General features: G+C 62.0%; 22 protein-coding genes, 1 tRNA gene and 1 pseudogene. 11 read left to right on the forward strand and 13 right to left on the reverse strand.

Annotation, left to right across the window (positions count from 1 at the left end):
* The 3 genes and pseudogenes from EN955_RS26920 to EN955_RS26925 form a co-directional block, all read left to right on the forward strand.
* Window positions 1-431 (forward strand): zinc-binding dehydrogenase (locus EN955_RS26920; protein ID WP_164769888.1); only part of this gene is annotated, 431 nt, incomplete at its 5' end.
* 212 nt (window positions 432-643) lie between these two features.
* A complete protein-coding gene (locus tag EN955_RS35595; protein ID WP_245265374.1) occupies window positions 644-796 on the forward strand; it encodes a hypothetical protein in 153 nt (50 codons plus the stop codon).
* Window positions 778-1167 (forward strand): annotated as a pseudogene (locus EN955_RS26925) (alpha/beta hydrolase-fold protein); the annotation flags it as partial. The gene EN955_RS35595 and the pseudogene EN955_RS26925, both read left to right, overlap by 19 nt.
* A gap of 182 nt (window positions 1168-1349) precedes the next feature.
* Here the strand turns inward: EN955_RS26925 and EN955_RS26930 are convergent.
* Window positions 1350-1426 (reverse strand) — tRNA-Met (locus EN955_RS26930).
* A gap of 240 nt (window positions 1427-1666) precedes the next feature.
* Here EN955_RS26930 and EN955_RS26935 point away from each other — a divergent pair.
* On the forward strand, window positions 1667-2632 hold the full coding sequence (locus tag EN955_RS26935; protein WP_024504501.1) for a Gfo/Idh/MocA family oxidoreductase: 966 nt from the start codon (window positions 1667-1669) through the stop codon (window positions 2630-2632).
* A gap of 56 nt (window positions 2633-2688) precedes the next feature.
* Here the strand turns inward: EN955_RS26935 and mnmA are convergent, their stop codons facing one another.
* Entirely contained in the window at window positions 2689-3879 is a 1191-nt protein-coding gene (gene mnmA, locus EN955_RS26940) for a tRNA 2-thiouridine(34) synthase MnmA (RefSeq protein WP_013529903.1), read from the reverse strand.
* A 289-nt stretch (window positions 3880-4168) separates the two neighbouring features.
* Between mnmA and EN955_RS26945 the strand changes: the two genes are divergently transcribed.
* Window positions 4169-4444, forward strand: a complete 276-nt coding sequence (locus tag EN955_RS26945) for a DUF1153 domain-containing protein (RefSeq protein ID WP_013529904.1) — start codon at window positions 4169-4171, stop codon at window positions 4442-4444.
* 69 nt (window positions 4445-4513) lie between these two features.
* Here EN955_RS26945 and EN955_RS26950 read toward each other — a convergent pair whose 3' ends face one another.
* Window positions 4514-5440, reverse strand: coding sequence for an NADP-dependent oxidoreductase (locus EN955_RS26950; RefSeq protein ID WP_024504502.1), 927 nt, complete (start codon window positions 5438-5440; stop codon window positions 4514-4516).
* Window positions 5441-5530: 90 nt separating this feature from the next.
* Here EN955_RS26950 and EN955_RS26955 point away from each other — a divergent pair, with 90 nt between their 5' ends.
* Window positions 5531-5929 carry a helix-turn-helix domain-containing protein gene (locus EN955_RS26955; protein ID WP_013529906.1) on the forward strand — a complete coding sequence of 133 codons (399 nt, stop codon included), beginning with the start codon at window positions 5531-5533 and terminating at the stop codon, window positions 5927-5929.
* Window positions 5930-6027: 98 nt separating this feature from the next.
* On the opposite strand, the gene EN955_RS26960 is transcribed toward EN955_RS26955, so the two are convergent.
* Complete coding sequence (locus EN955_RS26960) at window positions 6028-6405, reverse strand: flagellar export protein FliJ (RefSeq protein ID WP_013529907.1); 378 nt, start codon at window positions 6403-6405, stop codon at window positions 6028-6030.
* A gap of 452 nt (window positions 6406-6857) precedes the next feature.
* Here EN955_RS26960 and ctrA point away from each other — a divergent pair, with 452 nt between their 5' ends.
* Window positions 6858-7553: a cell cycle two-component system response regulator CtrA gene (gene ctrA / locus EN955_RS26965; protein ID WP_006203583.1), complete on the forward strand. Its 696-nt coding sequence runs from the start codon at window positions 6858-6860 to the stop codon at window positions 7551-7553.
* A gap of 104 nt (window positions 7554-7657) precedes the next feature.
* On the opposite strand, the gene EN955_RS26970 is transcribed toward ctrA, so the two are convergent.
* A complete protein-coding gene (locus EN955_RS26970) occupies window positions 7658-8062 on the reverse strand; it encodes a response regulator (RefSeq protein WP_024504503.1) in 405 nt (134 codons plus the stop codon).
* A 238-nt stretch (window positions 8063-8300) separates the two neighbouring features.
* A complete protein-coding gene (locus EN955_RS26975; protein WP_024504504.1) occupies window positions 8301-8930 on the reverse strand; it encodes a histidine phosphotransferase family protein in 630 nt (209 codons plus the stop codon).
* A gap of 391 nt (window positions 8931-9321) precedes the next feature.
* Here EN955_RS26975 and EN955_RS26980 point away from each other — a divergent pair, with 391 nt between their 5' ends.
* Together EN955_RS26980 and EN955_RS26985 are read left to right on the forward strand one after the other, a co-directional pair.
* Window positions 9322-9858, forward strand: a complete 537-nt coding sequence (locus tag EN955_RS26980; protein ID WP_224621527.1) for an EipA family protein — start codon at window positions 9322-9324, stop codon at window positions 9856-9858.
* 176 nt (window positions 9859-10034) lie between these two features.
* Window positions 10035-11171, forward strand: a complete 1137-nt coding sequence (locus EN955_RS26985) for a hypothetical protein (protein ID WP_024504506.1) — start codon at window positions 10035-10037, stop codon at window positions 11169-11171.
* A gap of 92 nt (window positions 11172-11263) precedes the next feature.
* On the opposite strand, the gene EN955_RS26990 is transcribed toward EN955_RS26985, so the two are convergent.
* The 6 genes from EN955_RS26990 to EN955_RS27015 all read right to left on the reverse strand — a co-directional run bounded on the left by EN955_RS26990 (window position 11264) and on the right by EN955_RS27015 (window position 16094).
* Entirely contained in the window at window positions 11264-12079 is an 816-nt protein-coding gene (locus EN955_RS26990; RefSeq protein ID WP_024504507.1) for an RNA methyltransferase, read from the reverse strand.
* Between the two features lie 165 nt (window positions 12080-12244).
* Window positions 12245-12589, reverse strand: a complete 345-nt coding sequence (locus tag EN955_RS26995) for a metalloregulator ArsR/SmtB family transcription factor (protein WP_013529913.1) — start codon at window positions 12587-12589, stop codon at window positions 12245-12247.
* 152 nt (window positions 12590-12741) lie between these two features.
* Window positions 12742-13521 carry a HugZ family protein gene (locus EN955_RS27000; RefSeq protein WP_024504508.1) on the reverse strand — a complete coding sequence of 260 codons (780 nt, stop codon included), beginning with the start codon at window positions 13519-13521 and terminating at the stop codon, window positions 12742-12744.
* Window positions 13522-13552: 31 nt separating this feature from the next.
* Complete coding sequence (locus EN955_RS27005) at window positions 13553-14728, reverse strand: CaiB/BaiF CoA-transferase family protein (protein ID WP_024504509.1); 1176 nt, start codon at window positions 14726-14728, stop codon at window positions 13553-13555.
* Between the two features lie 7 nt (window positions 14729-14735).
* Window positions 14736-15497 (reverse strand): 3-hydroxyacyl-CoA dehydrogenase, encoded by a 762-nt coding sequence (locus tag EN955_RS27010; protein ID WP_013529916.1) that lies wholly within the window; start codon window positions 15495-15497, stop codon window positions 14736-14738.
* A 60-nt stretch (window positions 15498-15557) separates the two neighbouring features.
* Complete coding sequence (locus EN955_RS27015) at window positions 15558-16094, reverse strand: N-acetyltransferase (protein ID WP_013529917.1); 537 nt, start codon at window positions 16092-16094, stop codon at window positions 15558-15560.
* A 274-nt stretch (window positions 16095-16368) separates the two neighbouring features.
* Between EN955_RS27015 and EN955_RS27020 the strand changes: the two genes are divergently transcribed.
* On the forward strand, window positions 16369-17361 hold the full coding sequence (locus EN955_RS27020) for a glutathione S-transferase family protein (RefSeq protein WP_024504510.1): 993 nt from the start codon (window positions 16369-16371) through the stop codon (window positions 17359-17361).
* Between the two features lies 1 nt (window position 17362).
* Here EN955_RS27020 and EN955_RS27025 read toward each other — a convergent pair whose 3' ends face one another.
* Window positions 17363-17857, reverse strand: coding sequence for an NUDIX domain-containing protein (locus EN955_RS27025; protein ID WP_013529919.1), 495 nt, complete (start codon window positions 17855-17857; stop codon window positions 17363-17365).
* A 53-nt stretch (window positions 17858-17910) separates the two neighbouring features.
* On the opposite strand from EN955_RS27025, the gene EN955_RS27030 reads away from it, so the two are divergent.
* Window positions 17911-18701, forward strand: a 791-nt coding sequence (locus EN955_RS27030; RefSeq protein WP_206523763.1) for a metallophosphoesterase, incomplete at its 3' end; no start/stop codon positions are given.

Here is an 18701-nt window from a genome sequence, read left to right on the forward strand (position 1 = left end):
CGCATTTCGTCAATCCGAAGGAGATCGACGGCGATGTCGTGCCCTACCTCGTCAACATGACCAAGCGTGGCGCCGACCAGATCGGCGGCGCCGACTACACATTCGACTGCACGGGCAGCACCAAGGTCATGCGTCAGGCGCTCGAAGCCTCGCATCGCGGCTGGGGCAAGTCGGTGGTCATCGGCGTTGCCGGCGCCGGCCAGGAGATCTCGACCAGGCCGTTCCAGCTGGTCACCGGCCGCACCTGGATGGGCACCGCCTTCGGCGGCGCGCGCGGCCGCACCGATGTGCCGAAGATCGTCGACTGGTACATGGACGGCAAGATCCAGATCGACCCGATGATCACCCACACGCTCAAGCTCGAGGACATCAACAAGGGTTTCGATCTCATGCATGAGGGCAAATCGATCAGAAGCGTCGTGGTTTACTGACCGGCTCACACGACACGCCCGCGTAGAAGGCTCTGTGTTCCCAAAATACCGTGCCTCCCCGACATCGGGCGTTAGGCCGGCGGCGCGACTGACATTCCGGATGTCCGCGCCGCCGGTCGGTTCGACCCCACCTGATCCGCCCGGGTTGCCGCGATCAATGTCGATGCCGTAGACACCGGCCCATTGGTGTTTGAAATCCGTGGAGAGGGAATATGCCGGAACCCATGAAGACCATCTCCCAGGCAAAATCCCATGGCGGAGTGCAGGGCATCTATTCGCACCTGTCGACGAGTTGCTGCTGCGACATGACGTTTGCCGTTTTCGTGCCTCCACAGGCCCGGGAAACGGCGGACACGGCGCGCTGACGATTGCTCTGAAAAACCCGCAGCGGTTCAGGAGTTGCTCGGCATTTGCGCCGATCGTGCAGCCAAGCGCTGCCGGCTGATCAAGGCCGGCTTTCGAAAAATATCTCGGCACGGATGAGGCCTCGTGGCGGGCCTACGACGCTACTTCGCTTGTTGAAGACGGGCGCCGCTTCCCGGAATTTCTCGTCGATCAGGGAACATCGGACGGGTTCCTGAATGACGGGCTGAGACCCTGGCTTTTGGAGGCGGCCTGCGCCAAAGCCGGCATTCCGCTGACGTTGCGCATGCAAGACGGATACGACCATTCGTATTTCTTCATTTCGACATTCATGGACGACCATTTGAGATGGCATGCGGAACGGCTTGCATAGCTCGAGGTCCGAGCGATGCAATCGGATTAATCCTCGTCCAAGCGAGGAACGCGTTACTCTTTCTCGTGTCTACCGGGGCGAGGAACACGATGGCGCCGCATTGAAATTATTGAACAATTTCAACCGGAAGCGCTACCAACGCGTGTAATTTTTTTAGCCATTTCCATGGTTTAACTGGATTTTGGTAGCGGGAGAGGGACTTGAACCCCCGACCCCAGGATTATGATTCCCGTGCTCTAACCAACTGAGCTACCCCGCCAGGGCGGCGAAAGGCCCGAAATCCACCTCAAATCGAAGGGCATGTCGGGGGCGTTCGCCAAGGTCGCGCGGATATAAGGTTGGGAGGGTGAGCCTGTCAAGCTTCGAAGCAACCGGCTTGCCGGCTTATCGTCATTATCGAAAAGCTTTGCCGCGGCGACATTTGGTTGTCGCCGCCGGGGTTGAGTTCGAAGGGGCACGTCGCTATGTCTCGGCCACGAGTTTTTAGAGTTTGAAACAGATGAAGCCGCGCATAGCAGTCCTCGGTTGCGGATACTGGGGCAGCAACCACATCCGCACTCTCAAGGCGCTCGGCGCGCTGCACGCGGTCTCCGATACCAACCGGGCCCGCGCGGAAGGCTTTGCCAGCGAGCAGGACTGCCTGGCGATCGAGCCGGACCAGTTGTTCGTCCGTGACGATATCGACGCCATCGTCATGGCGCTGCCGCCGCAATTCCATGCCGACCTTGCGGTACGTGCCGTCGAGAGCGGCAAAGACGTGCTGGTGGAAAAGCCGATCGCGCTGACGGTGGCGGATGCCGAGCGTGCGGTGCAGGCGGCCAAGGACAATGGCCGCGTCTTCATGGTTGGCCATGTCCTGCGGTTCCACCCCGCCTTCGAGACGCTGAAGGGGCTGATCGACAAGGGCGAACTCGGGGAGGTCCGCTACATCCACTCTCACCGGCTCGGCCTCGGCAAGTTCCACACAGAGAACGACGCGCTGTGGGACCTGGCGCCGCACGATCTGTCGATGATCCTGGCGATCACCGGCACGGAGCCGATCGAGGTGCGCGGCGAGGGGGCCGCCCTGCTCGATAATCTCAGCGACTTCGCGCATCTGCACATGCGCTTCCCCAACGGCCTGCGCAGCCATCTCTTCACCTCGCGTCTCAATCCCTATCGCGAGCGGCGGCTGACCGTGGTCGGCACCAAGGCAATGGCGGTGTTCGACGACGTCGAGCCATGGGAACGCAAGCTGGCCGTCTACCGCCACGCGGTGTGGCAGGACAGCGGCCAATGGGCCTTCACCACCAATGAGCCGTCCTATGTCGCGGTTGCCCAGGGCATGCCGCTGACGCGCGAGCTGGAGCATTTCATCCAGTGCATCGAGACGCGTGCCGAACCGCGTACCAGCGGCGAGGAAGCGATCAGGGTGCTGCGCATCCTGACCGCCGGCACGGTCACCCACACCAAGTCGAATTCCTGAAGCGCGGATTATTCGGCAGGAAACTTATTCGGCAAGAATCTTATTCCGCGGGAATCTTATTCCGCGGGAATCTGGGCCGGCCGGGCGGCAAGCCGGGTCAGCATGGCCTCGGCCTCGGCGCCACGCTCCGAACGCTCGATGAAGCCGCCGCCGAACACGCGGGCCTCGTTGCCGTCATCGGAGTAGAGCACGCAGGCCTGGCCCGGCGCGATGCCGGACTCGCCGTCGACCAGCTCCACCCATGTGGCACCGGCACGATGATGCAGCACGGCCGGGCGCGGCGGCCGCGTCGAGCGGACCTTGGCGAACAGTTCCAGGCCGCCGGCAGGGACGTCTGTGAGCGGTCCGTCGCCCAGCCAGTTCATATTGCGCAGATAGATCTTGTGCGTCTCCAGCGCCTCGCGCGGGCCAACCACGACGCGAGCCCGGTCGGCATCGAGATGGACGACGTAAAGCGGCTCGCCGGAAGCGATGCCGATGCCACGGCGCTGGCCGATCGTGTAGCGCAGGATGCCCTCATGGCGGCCGAGCACGCGACCGTCGATGTGGACGATGTCGCCCGGATTGGCCGCAGTTGGCTTCAGCTTGGCGATGATGTCGGAATACTTGCCCTGCGGCACGAAGCAGATGTCCTGGCTGTCCTGCTTGGCGGCAACCGCCAGCCCCATCTCCTCGGCGATGGCGCGAACCTGAGGCTTCGACAGGCCGCCGAGGGGAAAGCGCAGATAATCGATCTGCGCCTGCGTGGTGGCGAACAGGAAGTAGCTCTGGTCACGGTCGGCGTCGACCGGACGGTAGAGCGCGCGCTGGGCGCCATTGGCGCCGGAACGGATGTAGTGGCCGGTGGCCAGCGCGTCGGCGCCGAGCTCCTTGGCGGTGGCCAGGAGGTCGGCGAACTTCACCGTCTGGTTGCAGGAAACGCACGGGATCGGCGTCTCGCCGGCGACGTAGCTTTCGGCGAAGGGATCGATGACCGCCTTGCGGAAGCGTTCCTCGTAGTCGAGCACATAATGGGGGATGCCGAGCGTCTCGGAGACACGGCGGGCATCGTCGATGTCCTGCCCCGCGCAGCATGAGCCGGCCCGGTGCGTCGCCGCGCCGTGGTCGTAGAGCTGCAAGGTGACGCCGACGACGTCGTAGCCCTCGCGTTTCAGCAGGCCGGCGACGACCGATGAATCGACACCGCCGGACATGGCGACGACGATGCGGGTGTTTTCGGGACGTCCGGGAAGATCGAGACTGTTCATGATGCTTTCGTTCTGCGCGGCGCCTCAATGCCAATGTCGAGAATATAGGTCAAGCTTTACCGGCGCGCCAGCGTGCAGGGCGATTCACCGTTTGTGGCCGATCTTCGCCAAGGGATGCATTTTCCCCCGGCAAATCAGGGTTTGCGGGCAGATGTTTCAAATGCCGGCGAAAAGACTAACGCGGCGTTCATGATCCTTACCTAGTCATTAGGGTCTGCTTAGGCAATTTTTAAAGCTGTGGCGGTAACGTGGCGGGGATTGGGTCTTTGAGTTTTTTGTAGAGAGTACGATGACCGATCTGGTTAGACCGAGAGTCAAATATGTTATCGGGCCTGACGGCAGCCCTCTTACGATTGCCGATCTGCCGCCGACCAATACACGTCGCTGGGTTATCCGGCGTAAGGCGGAAGTGGTTGCGGCCGTGCGCGGCGGGCTTTTGAGCCTGGACGAGGCATGCCAACGCTACAAGCTCACCACCGAGGAATTCCTGTCCTGGCAGGCGTCGATCGACGAATACGGCCTTGCCGGGCTGCGCACGACACGCATCCAGCAATACCGGCACTGACCATTGCGAATTTAGATGAAGGGCGCGGCTAACTCCGCGCCCTTCTGTTTTTCACGGTCACCGTTCCGCTCAGAGCGACAGCACAACCTTGCCGATCGGCTTGGTGGCAAGGAAGGCGTGAGCGGCCCCCGCCTGGTCCAGTGGGAAGCTCTTCGCCACATGGACGGTGAGCTTGTTGGCATCGATCAACCGAGCCAGTTCCAGCAGGCCCTCCCTGTCGGGGAAGACCGACATACGCTCGACCCGAATATCGCGCGCACTGGCGTGCGCCCTTGTGTCGTCGCTGACATCGAGCAGTGACACCAGCACGCCGCCACGCTTGAGCACCTTCAGCGAGCGTTGGGCGTGGTCGCCGCCCATTGGATCCAGCACCAGATCGATGTCGCGAACCTGATCGGTGAAATCGCCCTTGGTGTAGTCGATGACCTCGTCGGCGCCGAGGTTGCGGACGAAATCGAGCTTGCCCGGGCTGGCCGTGGCGACGACGTAGGCGCCGCGCGCCTTGGCGATCTGCACCGCTAGATGACCGACGCCGCCGGCTCCCGCATGCACCAATACGCGCTGCCCCGATTTCAGCCCGCCGTGGCGAACAAGCCCTTGCCAGGCGGTGAGGCCGGCCAGCGGCAAGGCGCCTGCCTCGAGGTGGCCCGCGCCCTTCGGCTTCAGTGTGATTTGATCGGCAGGTACGGCAACCAACTCGGCATAGGCGGCGGCCTGCTTGGGAAAGCGCGGCATCCCGAACACCTCGTCGCCGATCTTGAAGCCGGTGACGCCGGCGCCGAGTGCTTCGACAGTTCCCGAGATATCCCAACCCAGGATGAAGGGCGGCTCGCCGAGCAAGGGGTAGTAGCCGGCACGGACGGCGCCATCGACCGGATTGATGCCCGCTGCCTTGACACCGACCAGCACTTCGCCGGCCTCTGGCGTGGGATCGGGCTGATCGGCGATGACAAGGACGTCGGGTCCGCCGACGGAATTCTGGATAGCGGCACGCATTGAGATATCTCCTGCTCGGTTGATGCCACTATCATTTGGATAGTAATAGTCCCTTGTCCAGTATGTACCTTTCTGATACATACGCACCTCATGGATAGTGAAGATGATTGCGGTTTCGGCTATGACGCGTTCCGGCGAACGTGTCCTTCGCACACGGTGCTGGAGATGCTGGCCAGCAAATGGGTCTATCTGGTGGTTTGCGCGCTGCGCAAAGGCCGGCTGCGCAATGGCGAGCTTGCCCGGAAGCTTGACGGCATCACGCCGAAGATGCTGACCCAGACGCTGCGCGTGCTCGAGCGCGACGGATTGGTACGGCGCGAGATCTTTCCGGTCATTCCGCCGCGCGTCGAATATGAATTGACCGAGCTCGGTCAGAACCTGGCGGGACTGCTTACCCAGATCAGGTCATGGGCGGAGCAGCATGCGCCGGATATCAAGGATGCCCGTGCAAGGGCAATTGCTGAGAATGAAGGGGATTGGGCCGCGTAGGGCGGTTTTCAATTTTTCTGGGCGTATTCCCGCCGGGCCGCAAGCCGCGACAATGCGCCAGCCCGATGGCGAGCGTTGACGTCGCCAGGGGCAGGGTTTTAGCCGATCATGGCGCTGCGGCCACCGACTTCGGCTTCGCGGATCTTCGTGTCGCGCGATTCCAGCATTTCCGCTTTGGAAAGCTCCGCTTCAGCTTCGCCGAGTAATGATTCGGCGGCGCTTCGCTGCTGGGCGAGGTCGCTTTGGGAATTCCTGAGATTGTCGCGGCGCAGGCGAGCCGCCTTGGCGAAGGTCGGATAGGCGAAATGGTTGATGTCGGTGATGCCGGCCTTCTTCTCCTCGGCGGTAATCTGAAGCTCCAGCTCGACGGCCATGCGTTCGAACTCGGCGATCATCATGTCGAGCTGCAGCAGCTGCCGCCGCTTCTCATTCACCTGAAACTGTTTCAGCCGAACGAGGTTTTCACGTGACTTCATGATTCGGTACTCCCGGAAACGCACACCCGCACTTATCGTCCAAACCACCTGGAAACGCCCAGGCCGCACCCGTGTCCACCGGCTTTCCCCCAACTATGGGAAACAAAACCCTAAAGTTTTTTGCCGGCGGTAACCATTCGTTTACGGGCATTGTTAATCATACGGGTCAGGACTTAAGGCCGGGTAAAAATTCCGGCCACCGATGCGGAAGCGACGTCGATGAGTCCCTGGAGTCGCTTAGTCCAGGTTGTTAATGTGTTGCATTAGGAATTTGGTTCTGAGATTCGTTATTAGATTCAAGAGGGTGTAGAAAGAGGTTAAAAAATCTGGTACCGTCATGGACGGGAAATTAGGATTTGTTAACCATTCAATGGCAGCCTCTGCACAAGGCAACCACTGCTCCGGGTCCGGACGGGTCGTGAAATGGTCCGGCAGCAGAAAAGGGGAATAAAATGCGTGTTCTGCTGATAGAAGATGACAGTGCAACCGCACAAAGCATCGAACTGATGCTGAAATCGGAAAGTTTCAACGTCTACACGACCGATCTCGGTGAAGAGGGCGTCGATCTAGGCAAGCTCTACGACTACGATATCATTCTTCTCGACCTCAACCTGCCTGACATGTCAGGCTACGAGGTCTTGAGAACGCTTCGCCTTTCCAAGGTCAAAACACCTATTCTCATCCTCTCCGGCATGGCCGGCATCGAGGACAAGGTGCGCGGCCTCGGCTTCGGCGCAGACGACTACATGACCAAGCCATTCCACAAGGACGAGCTGGTTGCCCGCATTCATGCCATCGTGCGGCGCTCCAAGGGCCACGCCCAGTCGGTCATCACCACCGGCGACCTGGTGGTCAACCTCGATGCCAAGACAGTCGAAGTCGGCGGCCAGCGCGTGCACCTGACCGGCAAGGAATACCAGATGCTGGAGTTGCTCTCGCTACGCAAGGGCACCACGTTGACCAAGGAAATGTTCCTCAACCACCTCTATGGCGGCATGGACGAGCCTGAGCTGAAAATCATCGACGTCTTCATCTGCAAGCTGCGCAAAAAGCTCGACGCGGCATCGGGCGGTCAGAACTACATCGAAACGGTCTGGGGTCGCGGCTATGTGCTGCGCGAACCGGAAGACATTCGCGTCAGCGCCTGAGCGACGAATCGTTCGAATCTTTTCAATAAAAAACCCGGCTTCGGCCGGGTTTTTGCATGATGGGCTGGTAACGGTCTGCTTTTGGGCTTCCGAGCAGAAGACCGTCACGCACTTTTTCTGGAGTTGCTCAAGGATGCCGAATCAGGTGCGCTCTTCAAGGTGCGAAAGCGCTCGAGCAGCTGCGGGCGGTTGAACGGCTTCAAGAGATAGCCCTGGGCTCCGGCTCGCTTGGCCCGCATGATCGAAGCAATATCGAGCTCGACCAGGGAAATCAGGATCTGCGGCCTTATCGGGCTCTCCATGGCGCGGACGCGACGGATGAGATCGACTGCCGGTACGTCGGGCAAGGCGCCATCGACGACGATGATGTCGGGCATGTCGGCGGCGCACATCTCCAGCGCGTCAAGTCCGCTGGCGGCCTCGATGACAATCATTTCGGAGCCGCCCAGGATGCGTTTTGCAACCTTCCTGATAACGCTTGAATCGTCGACGAACATGCAGCGTTTCATTTCCGGGTCCTCTTTGCCTTCTGGCAGTCCGGTAGCGTCGGGGGCATCCAGGACGCACCATAGGCCAATCTGGTAAAGAAGCCGAAAAGGCGTTAGGTAAAATTTTTACAAAGATGGGCAGGTGCCTACTTTTATTCACGAATGCTTTGGCACCGCCTGAACGACCAGACGCATCTCAAGTCGATGAGCTGGAATTACAGCGTTAAATGAAAAAATACTTCGCTTTATCGGCTGCGCATCAGGCCGCCGAAAGCACGATTTCTTCCGGCGTCGCGTGGATCGATATCGTCATGCCGGCTTCGCGCGCCAGAAGCAGCGTGTAATAGGGCTGCACGGAATGCGCGTCGATCGGCTCCTCCGGCTTGTGGCCGGAATGCAGTTCGAGGAATTTCGGCGGCACACGCAGCATCGGGCCAGCCGACGCAAGCGCGAAACGCGGTTCGGTCTCAAGGTTTTCCAGCGTCACGGAAAGCTTGCCGCCGCGCGGAATGGCGGCATTGGCGACGAGGATCAGGTTGAGCAGCAGCTTGACCTTGTTCTTGGGCAGCAACGCGCGGGGCCCGTTCCAGGTCAGTTCCGGCTTTTCGTTCTTGAGGAAGGCGATGGCGACCGCTTCGGCATCGCCGGTATCGATCAACATGCCGGCCGAACCGGCGGCACCGAAGGCGATGCGGGCGAACTGAAGGCGGGCCGAAGCGTTGCGGGCGCTCTGGCGGATTAGCTTCATGGCGTCCTCATCGGCGCCGCCTTCATCAAGCAATTCGAGCCCGTTGTTGATCGCGCCGACCGGCGAGATGATATCGTGGCAGACCCGGCTGCACAAAAGCGCTGCCAGATCGGGTGCGGAAAGGGTGAACAGATCGGCCATCGGCGAAAAATCCCTGCAAAATCTCACAACTCATGGCCGGGCGATCGATCGTCGCCTGCCACACGAATCACGCACTCTCTCCTCAGGCTTTCTGAATACACAGCGCCCGTGCGTGCAGCAACAAATCCAAATTGTGGTTGTGGCAAATGGCGTGTGCACGCAGGCTGCCGACCCCAATTGAGCGACCCCAAACAGCCTTCGAACCGCCATGTTCATGTGAGAGCTTAATGGTTGAAAAAGGATTACGGCATAATTTGCCCCTAACAGTTACCCTTAACGGCCGGCTAAAAGAGCCGTACGGGGTGCGAGGCGTCGGCGAAGGTGCTCCCTGACGGAGATTGGAAGCATGTTTTCCCGATACTACGACCGGAGCTTTCTCCGTGTCTTCTCAATGGCGGTCACGCTCCTGGGCGTTCTCGTCTTCTCGACTTCAGCCCTGCGGGCCCAGGAATACACCGCTCAGGAGATTGTCGATTCCGGTCACAAATTTTTTGGCGCCACATCGGGCGGACTCGCCACGGTGATCGAGAAGATTTTTGCCTCCTACGGCCTGCCCAACGGCTATCTGCTGGGCGAAGAGGGCTCCGGTGCGCTGATCGGTGGCCTGACCTATGGCGAAGGCACGCTCTACACCAAGAATGCCGGCGACCACAAAGTGTTCTGGCAAGGCCCGTCGCTCGGCTGGGATTTCGGCGGCGAGGGGTCGCGGGTGATGATGCTGGTCTACAATCTCGATGATGTGGGCAGCCTCTACAACCGCTATGGCGGCGTTGCCGGTTCAGCCTATGTGGTGGCGGGCGTCGGCTTCAACGTGCTGAAGAACAACAATGTTCTCCTGGTGCCGATCCGCACCGGCGTCGGTGCTCGGCTCGGCGTCAATCTCGGCTATCTGAAGCTTACCGAGCGGGCCACCTGGAATCCGTTCTAGGCTGAAGTCCTTGACTGTCGTTGTCCAAATCCGGGACCGCTTTTGGGTCGACATGCATTAAACTCGTAGCGTTGCGGCAAACCCTTGCCGCAACGCTGGATTTCCGCCATGTCAACGTGGCACAGTCAAAGCGCTCTATGCGCTTTTGATGCTTGCCGGCCACAACGGGTAGTCACTTGGTCCAGTCGGTCCTGTTCTTCGTCCTCGGCTTTCTCTGCGCTGGCTTTCTGGCGCTCATGGTGGCTCCGGCCATATGGCGTCGTGCGGTCGCGCTTACACGCAAACGCATCGAATCCTCGATCCCTCTGACGCAGACCGAAATCCAGGCGGACAAGGATCGCATCCGCGCCGAATACGCCATGACGACGCGCCGCCTGGAAATCAGCGTCAAGGCGTTGCGTGAGAAGGCGGCCGAACAACTGGTCGAGATCAATCGCGGTCGCGAGGCCATGAAGGGCCTGGCGGTCGAGCGGACGGACAAGAACCAGGCGCTGACCGAGCTGGGCGCGAAGAACGAAGCGCTGCGTCAGCGAGAGGGCGAGTTGCAGCAGCTTTCGGAGCGTCTGAAGGAAACCGAACGCAAGCTGGAAAAGCGCGCCCTTGAGCTGGAAAAGCTGGAGCGCATGTATGACGACGCCAGTTTTTCCTCGAGCAGCCGGCAGATCGAGCTCGTGGCGCGAGAGTCCGAAATGCAGAAACTCGCCAGTGACATTGCGATGCTGCGCGGCCAGCGCAAGGAAGCCGACAGGCGCGGCCAGGAAATCGCGGCCGAAAGCAAGGCCGCGCGGGACGCCCTGAAAGCCGAGAAGAAAAAGACCGCCGAGCTCGACAAGAAGGTCGAACGGCTGCTGGCCACACTTGCCGATCGAGAAGACAAACTCGATCGCCGCGAAAAGGAACTGGCACGCATGCGCGAAAGATCGAAATCCGAGGACAGCGCGCCAGCCTTGCGGCTGGTCGGCAAGGGCGGCGATGTCGCGAGGAGCGATGATTTCGACAAGGCAATCGCCAAGCTCGACAGCGACCGTGAGCAGCTCGAGGCGAGGCTGACGGCGCTGGCGCGCGAGAACAAACGGCTGAAGGCGGATCTCACCGCACTGGCCGCCTCCAAGGCCACTGACAGCAGCTCCGCCTTGCGCGAGCAGATGAACGAGCTGGCGGCGGAGGTCGTCCATCTGACGGCCAAGCTCGAGGGGCCTGGTTCGCCGATCGCCATGGCATTGGCGGTACCGTCGGACGCACGCTCCGGCAACGGTGACCGCAGTCTTGCCGACCGCGTGCGCGCGCTGCAGAAGGCTGACGCGACAAGCTGAGATCAGGTCTCCTTAGAGCATTTCACCGTTTCACGGAAACGGCGAAATGCCCTAACTCTTTGCTTTGACGCAATTCTGGACGGAAAACCGCTTCACACTTTTCCTAGAATTGCTCTAGCCGAAAAATGATGCAGCGCGATGGCTGAAGCCGCGGCGACATTCAGGCTGTCGAAGCCTTCCGCCATGGTGATCCGCACGTCGTGCAGGCTTGCGAGCAGCTCGTCCGGCAAGCCTTCGCCCTCGGTGCCGAGATAGAGCGCCAGGCGCTCGCTGCGCTGCGCATCGCGGATGTCGGTCTTCCCGCGTGGCGAGAGCGCGAATTGTTCGAAGCCACGTCGGGCGAGCATCGTTGTGAAGCCGGCGGTGTCGGTGAACGATGCGAACGGGATCTTGAGCGCGGCGCCGACCGAAACGCGGATCGCCTTGCGATAGAGCGGGTCGCAGCACGTCGCATCCAGCAAAACCGCGTCAGCGCCAAAGGCGGCGGCGTTGCGGAAGATCGAGCCCACATTGTCATGGTTGGCGATGCCGACGAGCACCACGACCAGCGCACGAGGCGGCAAGCCATCGAGCAGGGCTTCGGCCGGCTGCGGCGCTCCCTTGCGGCCCATGGCCAGGATGCCGCGATGCATGTGAAATCCGGCGATTGCGTCCATCACAGCGCTGGTGGCCACATAGACCGGGAGGTCGGCGGGCGCCTTGCTCAGGATCTTGTCGAGACCCGCCAGCCGGTTTTCCAGGACGAGGGCCGATTCGGCGGCAAAGCGTCCAGTTGTGAGCAACAGGTCGAGCACCACCTTGCCTTCGGCGACGAAGCGGCCTTGCCGGCCGGCGAGGTCACGCTCGCGAATGTCGAGATAGGCAGCGACGCGCGGATCTTGCGGGTCGTCGATGCGAATGGGATCCATGCATTCCTCGCGACCGTCGCATCGGCCCCGAAAATCCGGACCGCTTCCCGGCGCTCACCTTGTTTGGAAAGCACGATGCGACAATTCGGGACAATCAGCCAGCTTTGTGCGCCCCAAATCGGCGCATGTCGCTCTGAATCACCGGCGAGATCGGCGGCTGTGTGGTCAGGTTCCAGCACGGCGCAAGCGGTGCGCCATCTGGGACAGGTCATCCTTGCCGCTGCCGAAAATGCCGTCCAGCATGACAAGCAGTTCTCGCACGGCGTCGGATTTGCAGGAGTAGTAAATCATCTGCCGGTCGCGGCGGGTGTCGACAAGGTCGAGCGCCCGCAACTTGGCGAGATGCTGGGACAGGGCGGATTGGCTGAGCATCACCTTCTCGGCTATGGCTCCCACCGACATTTCACCCTCGGCGAGGTAGCTCATGATCAACAGTCGCTTCTCATTGCCCATCAGCATGAGAAACTCTGCCGCCGATTCGGCGTTCACGATTAGCTTTGTCGAGACCATCGATCCCCCATGCTTCCTGTTCATCCCGACGCCATGGGGGCAATGGCGTCTGATTCCATAAATTCACTTATCGATCGGCGCTGGCGATTCAGCGTCACTAAAAGGTAGAGCATTTCACCTAAATCTCAAGTGTTGCTTTTGATCCAGCATAATTAAGTCTCAGTCCCGGCGTCGACAATGGCTCGGCCCGCCCTCGCCATATCGACCAGAACGTGCCGCAATTCACCTGCTGCGCCCAGAGGTTGCGGGTAAAAGACCCGGCAAGCATCGTCGCCCGACACCAGATCCATGCCATCGGCATCGAATCCGGCAATACGCCAGCCGTTGCCGGATACTTTGGCGAAATGCTGTGCGTAAACGGCGATCGCGTCGAGATGGTCGGCGTTCATGTGGTCGATGGCCGATTGTTCGCGCGCCGCGAGTTCCTCGACGACCGGTCCGCTGGCGAGCAGATCCGATCGGTCGAGCTGATAGGCCTTGCCGAAGCCGCCGTTGAGGCTGGCGCGTTGCGGATCGAGGCGAAAGATCGAAAAGTCACCGAGACCGGCGTAAAGTTTCGCCCTGGCATTGTGATTGAGGTAACGGCGCTCGGTGCGGGCGTGTTCGGCCGATCCGCGCTCGATCCTTACCGCCTGGCAGACCAGTGTCAGGCGCGGGTGCGCCAGCGGGTCGCCCTTGCCTGGTTCGCCGAGCAACAGGGAACAGCGCGGGTCGGCAAGCAGCGCGCCGGTGTGCGCCGAAAGCATCGACACCAGGATCAGCGGTGCGCCGTCGATGTCGGTGGCCACGCCAAGCCTGCTGGCCAGCGGCGAGCCGGTTTGCGGTTCGATCACCGCCAGGGCGCCAAAGCGGGCGCTGCGCAGAAGCGTCTTCGCCAGCCGGATCGCTTCGGCGTCCGTCTCACGGATCACGTCCTTCTTCGGCTCGTCCAAGGCAGCACCGCAGTAAGTTGATCTTTGTTCTCTAGTTATCGGTCAGCAAGCCGGATTTGACAAGGTCGTCGATCTCGGCTTTCGCAAAGCCGAAACGTGCCAGCATTGTCGACGGCAACAGATCCTCATCGCCGGGCATAGTGGCCAATGTCGGTTGCGAACTCGAGAAACGCGGGGCCGGGGCCGGGCGCTCAAATGCACCTGCCGTCACAGAGGCGTTGCGTGCCCGATTGTGCGGGTGGTGCTTTGCCTCTTGCAGCGACAGAACGGGTGCAACGCAGGCATCGGTTTGCGCGAACAACCGGTCCCAGTCGTCGCGTGGTTTCTGCCGGATCCGATCGGCAATGGCGGCGCGCATCGGCGGCCACAGGGCCTTGTCGTACTGGCCGGATGCAAAGCGCTCGTCGAGCGGCAGCAGCCTGGCGAATTCGGCGAAGAATTGCGGCTCGAGACAGCCGATGGCGATATGGCGTCCGTCCGACGTCTCATAGGTGTCGTAGAACGGGGCGCCGGAATCGAGCAGGTTCGCGCCGCGCTTGTCGCTCCACAAGCCGGCCGCCATCAAGGCGTGCAGGGGCACCGCCAGCATCGAGGCGCCGTCGACCATCGCGGCGTCGATGACTTCACCCTTGCCTGTGCGCGAACGTTGGAAAAGGGCGGCCAGCACGCCGGCAACCAGCATCATGGCGCCACCGCCATAGTCTGCAACGAGGTTGAGCGGCGGGACGGGACGGCCGTCGGCATGGCCGATGGCGTGCAGCACGCCGCTATAGGCGAGGTAGGTTATGTCATGGCCGGCGCGGCCGGCGAGCGGGCCGTCCTGGCCGAAGCCGGTCATACGGCCGTAGATCAGCGCCGGGTTACGCACCAGCACCGTTTCCGGGCCGAGGCCGAGCCGCTCCATGACGCCCGGGCGAAAGCCTTCGAGCAACATGTCCGCCTTTTCGGCAAGGCGCAGCAACAGATCGGTGCCTTCACGGCGCTTCAGGTCGAGGCGCAGCACGGCGCGGCCATGGCGGTCGATGTTATACTCATCCGGCAGCGGCAGGAGCTGGCTCGTCCCCGCCCGTTCGATGCGCAACAGTTGCGCGCCCATCTCCGACAGCATCAGGCCGGCCAGCGGCACGGGGCCGAGCCCGGCCATCTCGATCACCTTCAGCCCGGTCAGCGGACCGGTTTTAGCGGCAGCGGACAGGCCGGCGCTCATGACCGGTTTATTTCGGCGCCATGCGAATGGCGCCGTCGAGGCGAATGGTCTCGCCGTTCAGCATCTGGTTCTCGATGATGTGCAGGGCGAGAGCGGCATATTCGGACGGTTCGCCCAGGCGCGACGGGAACGGCACGGCGGCGCCCAGTGAATCCTGCACCTCTTGCGGCATGCCGGCCATCATCGGCGTCTTGAAGATGCCGGGAGCGATGGTGCAGACGCGGATGCCGGAACGGGCAAGGTCGCGCGCCACCGGCAGCGTCATGCCGACGACGCCGCCCTTGGACGCCGCATAGGCGGCCTGGCCGATCTGGCCATCATAGGCGGCAACCGAAGCGGTGTTGACAATGACGCCGCGCTCGCCGCCCGGCAGCGGCTCGAGCTTTGACGCGCGTTCGGCGACGAGGCGGATCATGTTGAACGTGCCGATCAGATTGACCTCGATCACCTTGCGGTACTGATCAAGCGGATGGGGACCATCCTTGCCGATCGTCTTCACGCCGATGGCGATGCCGGCGCAATTGATCAGGATACGCGGCTCGCCAAGCTTGGCGGCGACGTCGGCGAGGGCAGCAGTCCCACTGTCGGCGCTGCTGACGTCGCATTGGACGGCAATACCGCCGATCTCGGCCGCGACCTTGGCCGCGCGGTCAATACCGACATCGAAGATGGCGACGCGGGCTCCCTTGGTGGCCAGCGCGCGCGCCGTTGCCTCGCCAAGGCCGGAGCCGCCGCCGGTGACGATCGCGATCTGGCCGTTCGGGTTCATGACGTCATCCTTTGATCTCAGGAACAGTGGACGGATCAGGCGCCAGATCGATGGGAAAGGTCAAGCCATCGCCGCGGTAGGATCGGTCACCCTGGCCTGATCGGCGTGGCAGACCTCGCCCAAGAGCCTGGCGACCGCACCCGGCGCGATCTCGTGCGACAGCAGCCGGTCGAGGTCGACGGGGCGCGGCATCGAAATCTGGCCGCGCGGAATCCGCTTGAAACCGAGCGGCCCGTAATAGGGCTCGTCACCGACCAGCATGACGGCAGGTGCGCCGGCCCGGGCAGCGGCCTCCAGCGCGATCGCCACCAGCCGGCGGCCGATGCCGAGATTCTTGAAGGCCGGCCGCACGGCGAGCGGCCCGAGCATCAATGCGCGGCCGGCACCGGCGGCGATGCGGGTCATGCGCACCGAGGCGACGACGATGTCGCCATTGACGGCGACAAAGGACAGCGAGCGCTCGTGCCCTCCGGCCTCACGAATCTTGTAGGCGGCCAGCACAAAGCGGCCGGGCCCGAAGGCTTCGTCGTTGATGGCTTCGATCTCGGGGTCGTGCGCCGGGGTTTCCGGCAGGTATTTCACGTCGGCAAGGCTCATGGTCTTTGCGGTCCGGTACAAGGAGGAAAGGTTGCTGCAAACGGCAGCATTCGCCAGTCAGCGCTTCATCAAGCGCGGGCGCCCTTTCGTCGTCGGTCAAACCGGATCAAAGCAAAGTCGAACATGCGGATTGTCCGCTAGCATCAATTTCCCGCCGCTGCAATCGGCCGTTTCTGTCCGTCATTTCTGCCAAGTGACGGTCTGTTCAGCACCTGACGTCTTCGACAGGGCAGCCTTGCGCCTACATCAACCAACAGGACGCAAGGAGATTCGCATGGGATTGCTGGTCGAAGGAAGATGGCAGGACCGCTGGTACGATACGGCGGACAATGGTGGCAGGTTCGTGCGGGCGCAGTCGCAATGGCGCGACTGGATCACCGTTGACGGGGCGCCCGCCGAAGGCCGGACGCGCGGTTTCAAGGCCGAGCCCGGCCGCTATCACCTCTATGTCTCGCTTGCCTGTCCGTGGGCCCACCGGACGTTGATCTTTCGCGCGCTGAAGAAGCTGGAGGGCATCATATCGGTGTCCGTGGTGCATCATTTCATGGGCGCCAACGGCTGGACGTTCGTAGCTGAGGACGGCGCCACGGGCGACACGCTCTACGGCCTCGACTTCCTGCACCAGATCTATGCCAAGGCCGATCCCGCCTATTCGGGCAGGGTGACTGTGCCGGTGCTGTGGGACAAAAAGGAGCAGACCATCGTCTCCAACGAGTCTTCCGAAATCATCCGCATGCTGAATTCAGCCTTCGATGAATGGGGCGACGCCAGCTTGGATTTCTATCCGAAGGCGTTGCGCGGCGAGATCGACCGCATCAATGCGCTGGTCTATCCAGCCATCAACAACGGCGTCTATCGCGCCGGCTTCGCCAGCACGCAACGCGCCTATGAAGAGGCTTTCGGCGAGCTGTTCTCGGCGCTGGATACGTTGGAGGAGCGGCTGGCAAAACAGCGCTATCTCGTCGGCGGTCGTATCACCGAGGCCGACTGGCGGCTGTTCACCACGCTGGTGCGCTTCGATCCGGTTTATGTCGGCCATTTCAAATGCAACCTGCGCCGCATCGCCGACTACCCGAACCTGTCCAACTATCTGCGCGATCTCTATCAGGTCCCTGGCGTGGCCGGGACGGTGAACATGCATCACATCAAGGCTCATTATTACGGCAGCCACCAGACGATCAATCCGACGCGGATCGTGCCTGTCGGACCGGATCTCGATTATGGCGCACGGCATGACCGGGCGCGCTTCGAGAAAGCGGCGGCCTGATCTACCAGTAGGGCGAGGGCTGCTCGCCGTCAAAAACCTCGGCGATCCGGCGCAGCGTCGCCGGCGTCGTGCCCTGCGGCAAGCGGTCGAGCGGGAAGAAGCCGGCTTCGGCGATCTCGTGGTCCGGCAGCTTCGGCGCCGTCTGGCTGAAATGCTCGAGCAGATAAAAGCCGACATGGTCGCGGTGGCTGGAGCGGCGGTTGAAATGCATCGATTTGAGCACCGGCGGGGCGGTCAGAGCGATGTTGCCTTCCTCGGCCAGTTCACGGGCCAGCGCCTCGTTCATCGTCTCGCCGACTTCGACGCCGCCGCCGGGAAGCTGCCAGCCCGGTACATAGGTATGGCGAATAAGGAAGACGGATCTGGACGCTGTGTCGTGGATCAGGCCGCGCACGCCAAGCGTCATCGGCCTCCGCAGCACGAAATAGAGATGGAACAGCCTGGCCCTCAACCCTGGCCAGCCGGTCTGGCGGAAGGCATCTTCAGGGCTCGTCATTGATAGCGAAACCGTGGGTGGAAAGCCGCGCGCGGGTCGCCTATGAAGGTTGTATGTTCAGGCTCGCGCATATTTCCGATGTCCATCTGGGGCCGCTCCCCGATGTATCCTATCGCGATCTCGCCTCCAAGCGCGTGCTCGGCTATGTCAACTGGCAGCGCAACCGCCGCCGCCATATGCATGATGCGGTCATTGACACGATCGTCGCCGACATCAAGGCGAACACGCCTGATCACCTCGCCGTCACCGGCGACCTGGTCAATCTGGCGCTCGACGGCGAGATCGAGATGGCCAGGCACTGGCTGGAGACGCTGGGGCCGCCGCATGATGTTTCGGTCGTTCCGGGCAATCACGACGCCTATGTGCCGGGCGCCTTCGACAAGGTCTGTCGGTCCTGGGCGGCGTGGATGAGCGGCGACGGCGTCAACACGCCGGTCGACCGCAACGCCTTCCCCTATCTGCGTGTACGCGGCAATGTCGCGCTGATCGGCGTCTCGACGGCGCGCGCCACGGCACCCTTCATGGCCAATGGGTTTTTCATGGAAGGCCAGGGGGATAGGCTCGGCAAAATCCTCCAGGACACTGCCGGACAGGGGCTGTTCCGCGTCATCATGATCCATCATCCGCCGGTGCGCGGCGCGGTCCCGCAGCACAAGCGGCTGTTCGGCATCGCCCGCTTCAACAAGATCATTCGCCGCCATGGCGCCGACCTTGTGCTGCACGGCCATTCGCATCTGCCGTCGCTGTTCTTCATCGGCGGTCGAGGCGTCAGGATCCCGGCGGTCGGTGTCGCTGCCGCCGGCCAGGCGCCGGGTGGCAAGCACCCGGCGGCGCAGTATAATCT

This window comes from Mesorhizobium sp. M7A.F.Ca.CA.001.04.2.1 (assembly GCF_003998485.1).
Lineage (GTDB): Bacteria > Pseudomonadota > Alphaproteobacteria > Rhizobiales > Rhizobiaceae > Mesorhizobium > Mesorhizobium ciceri.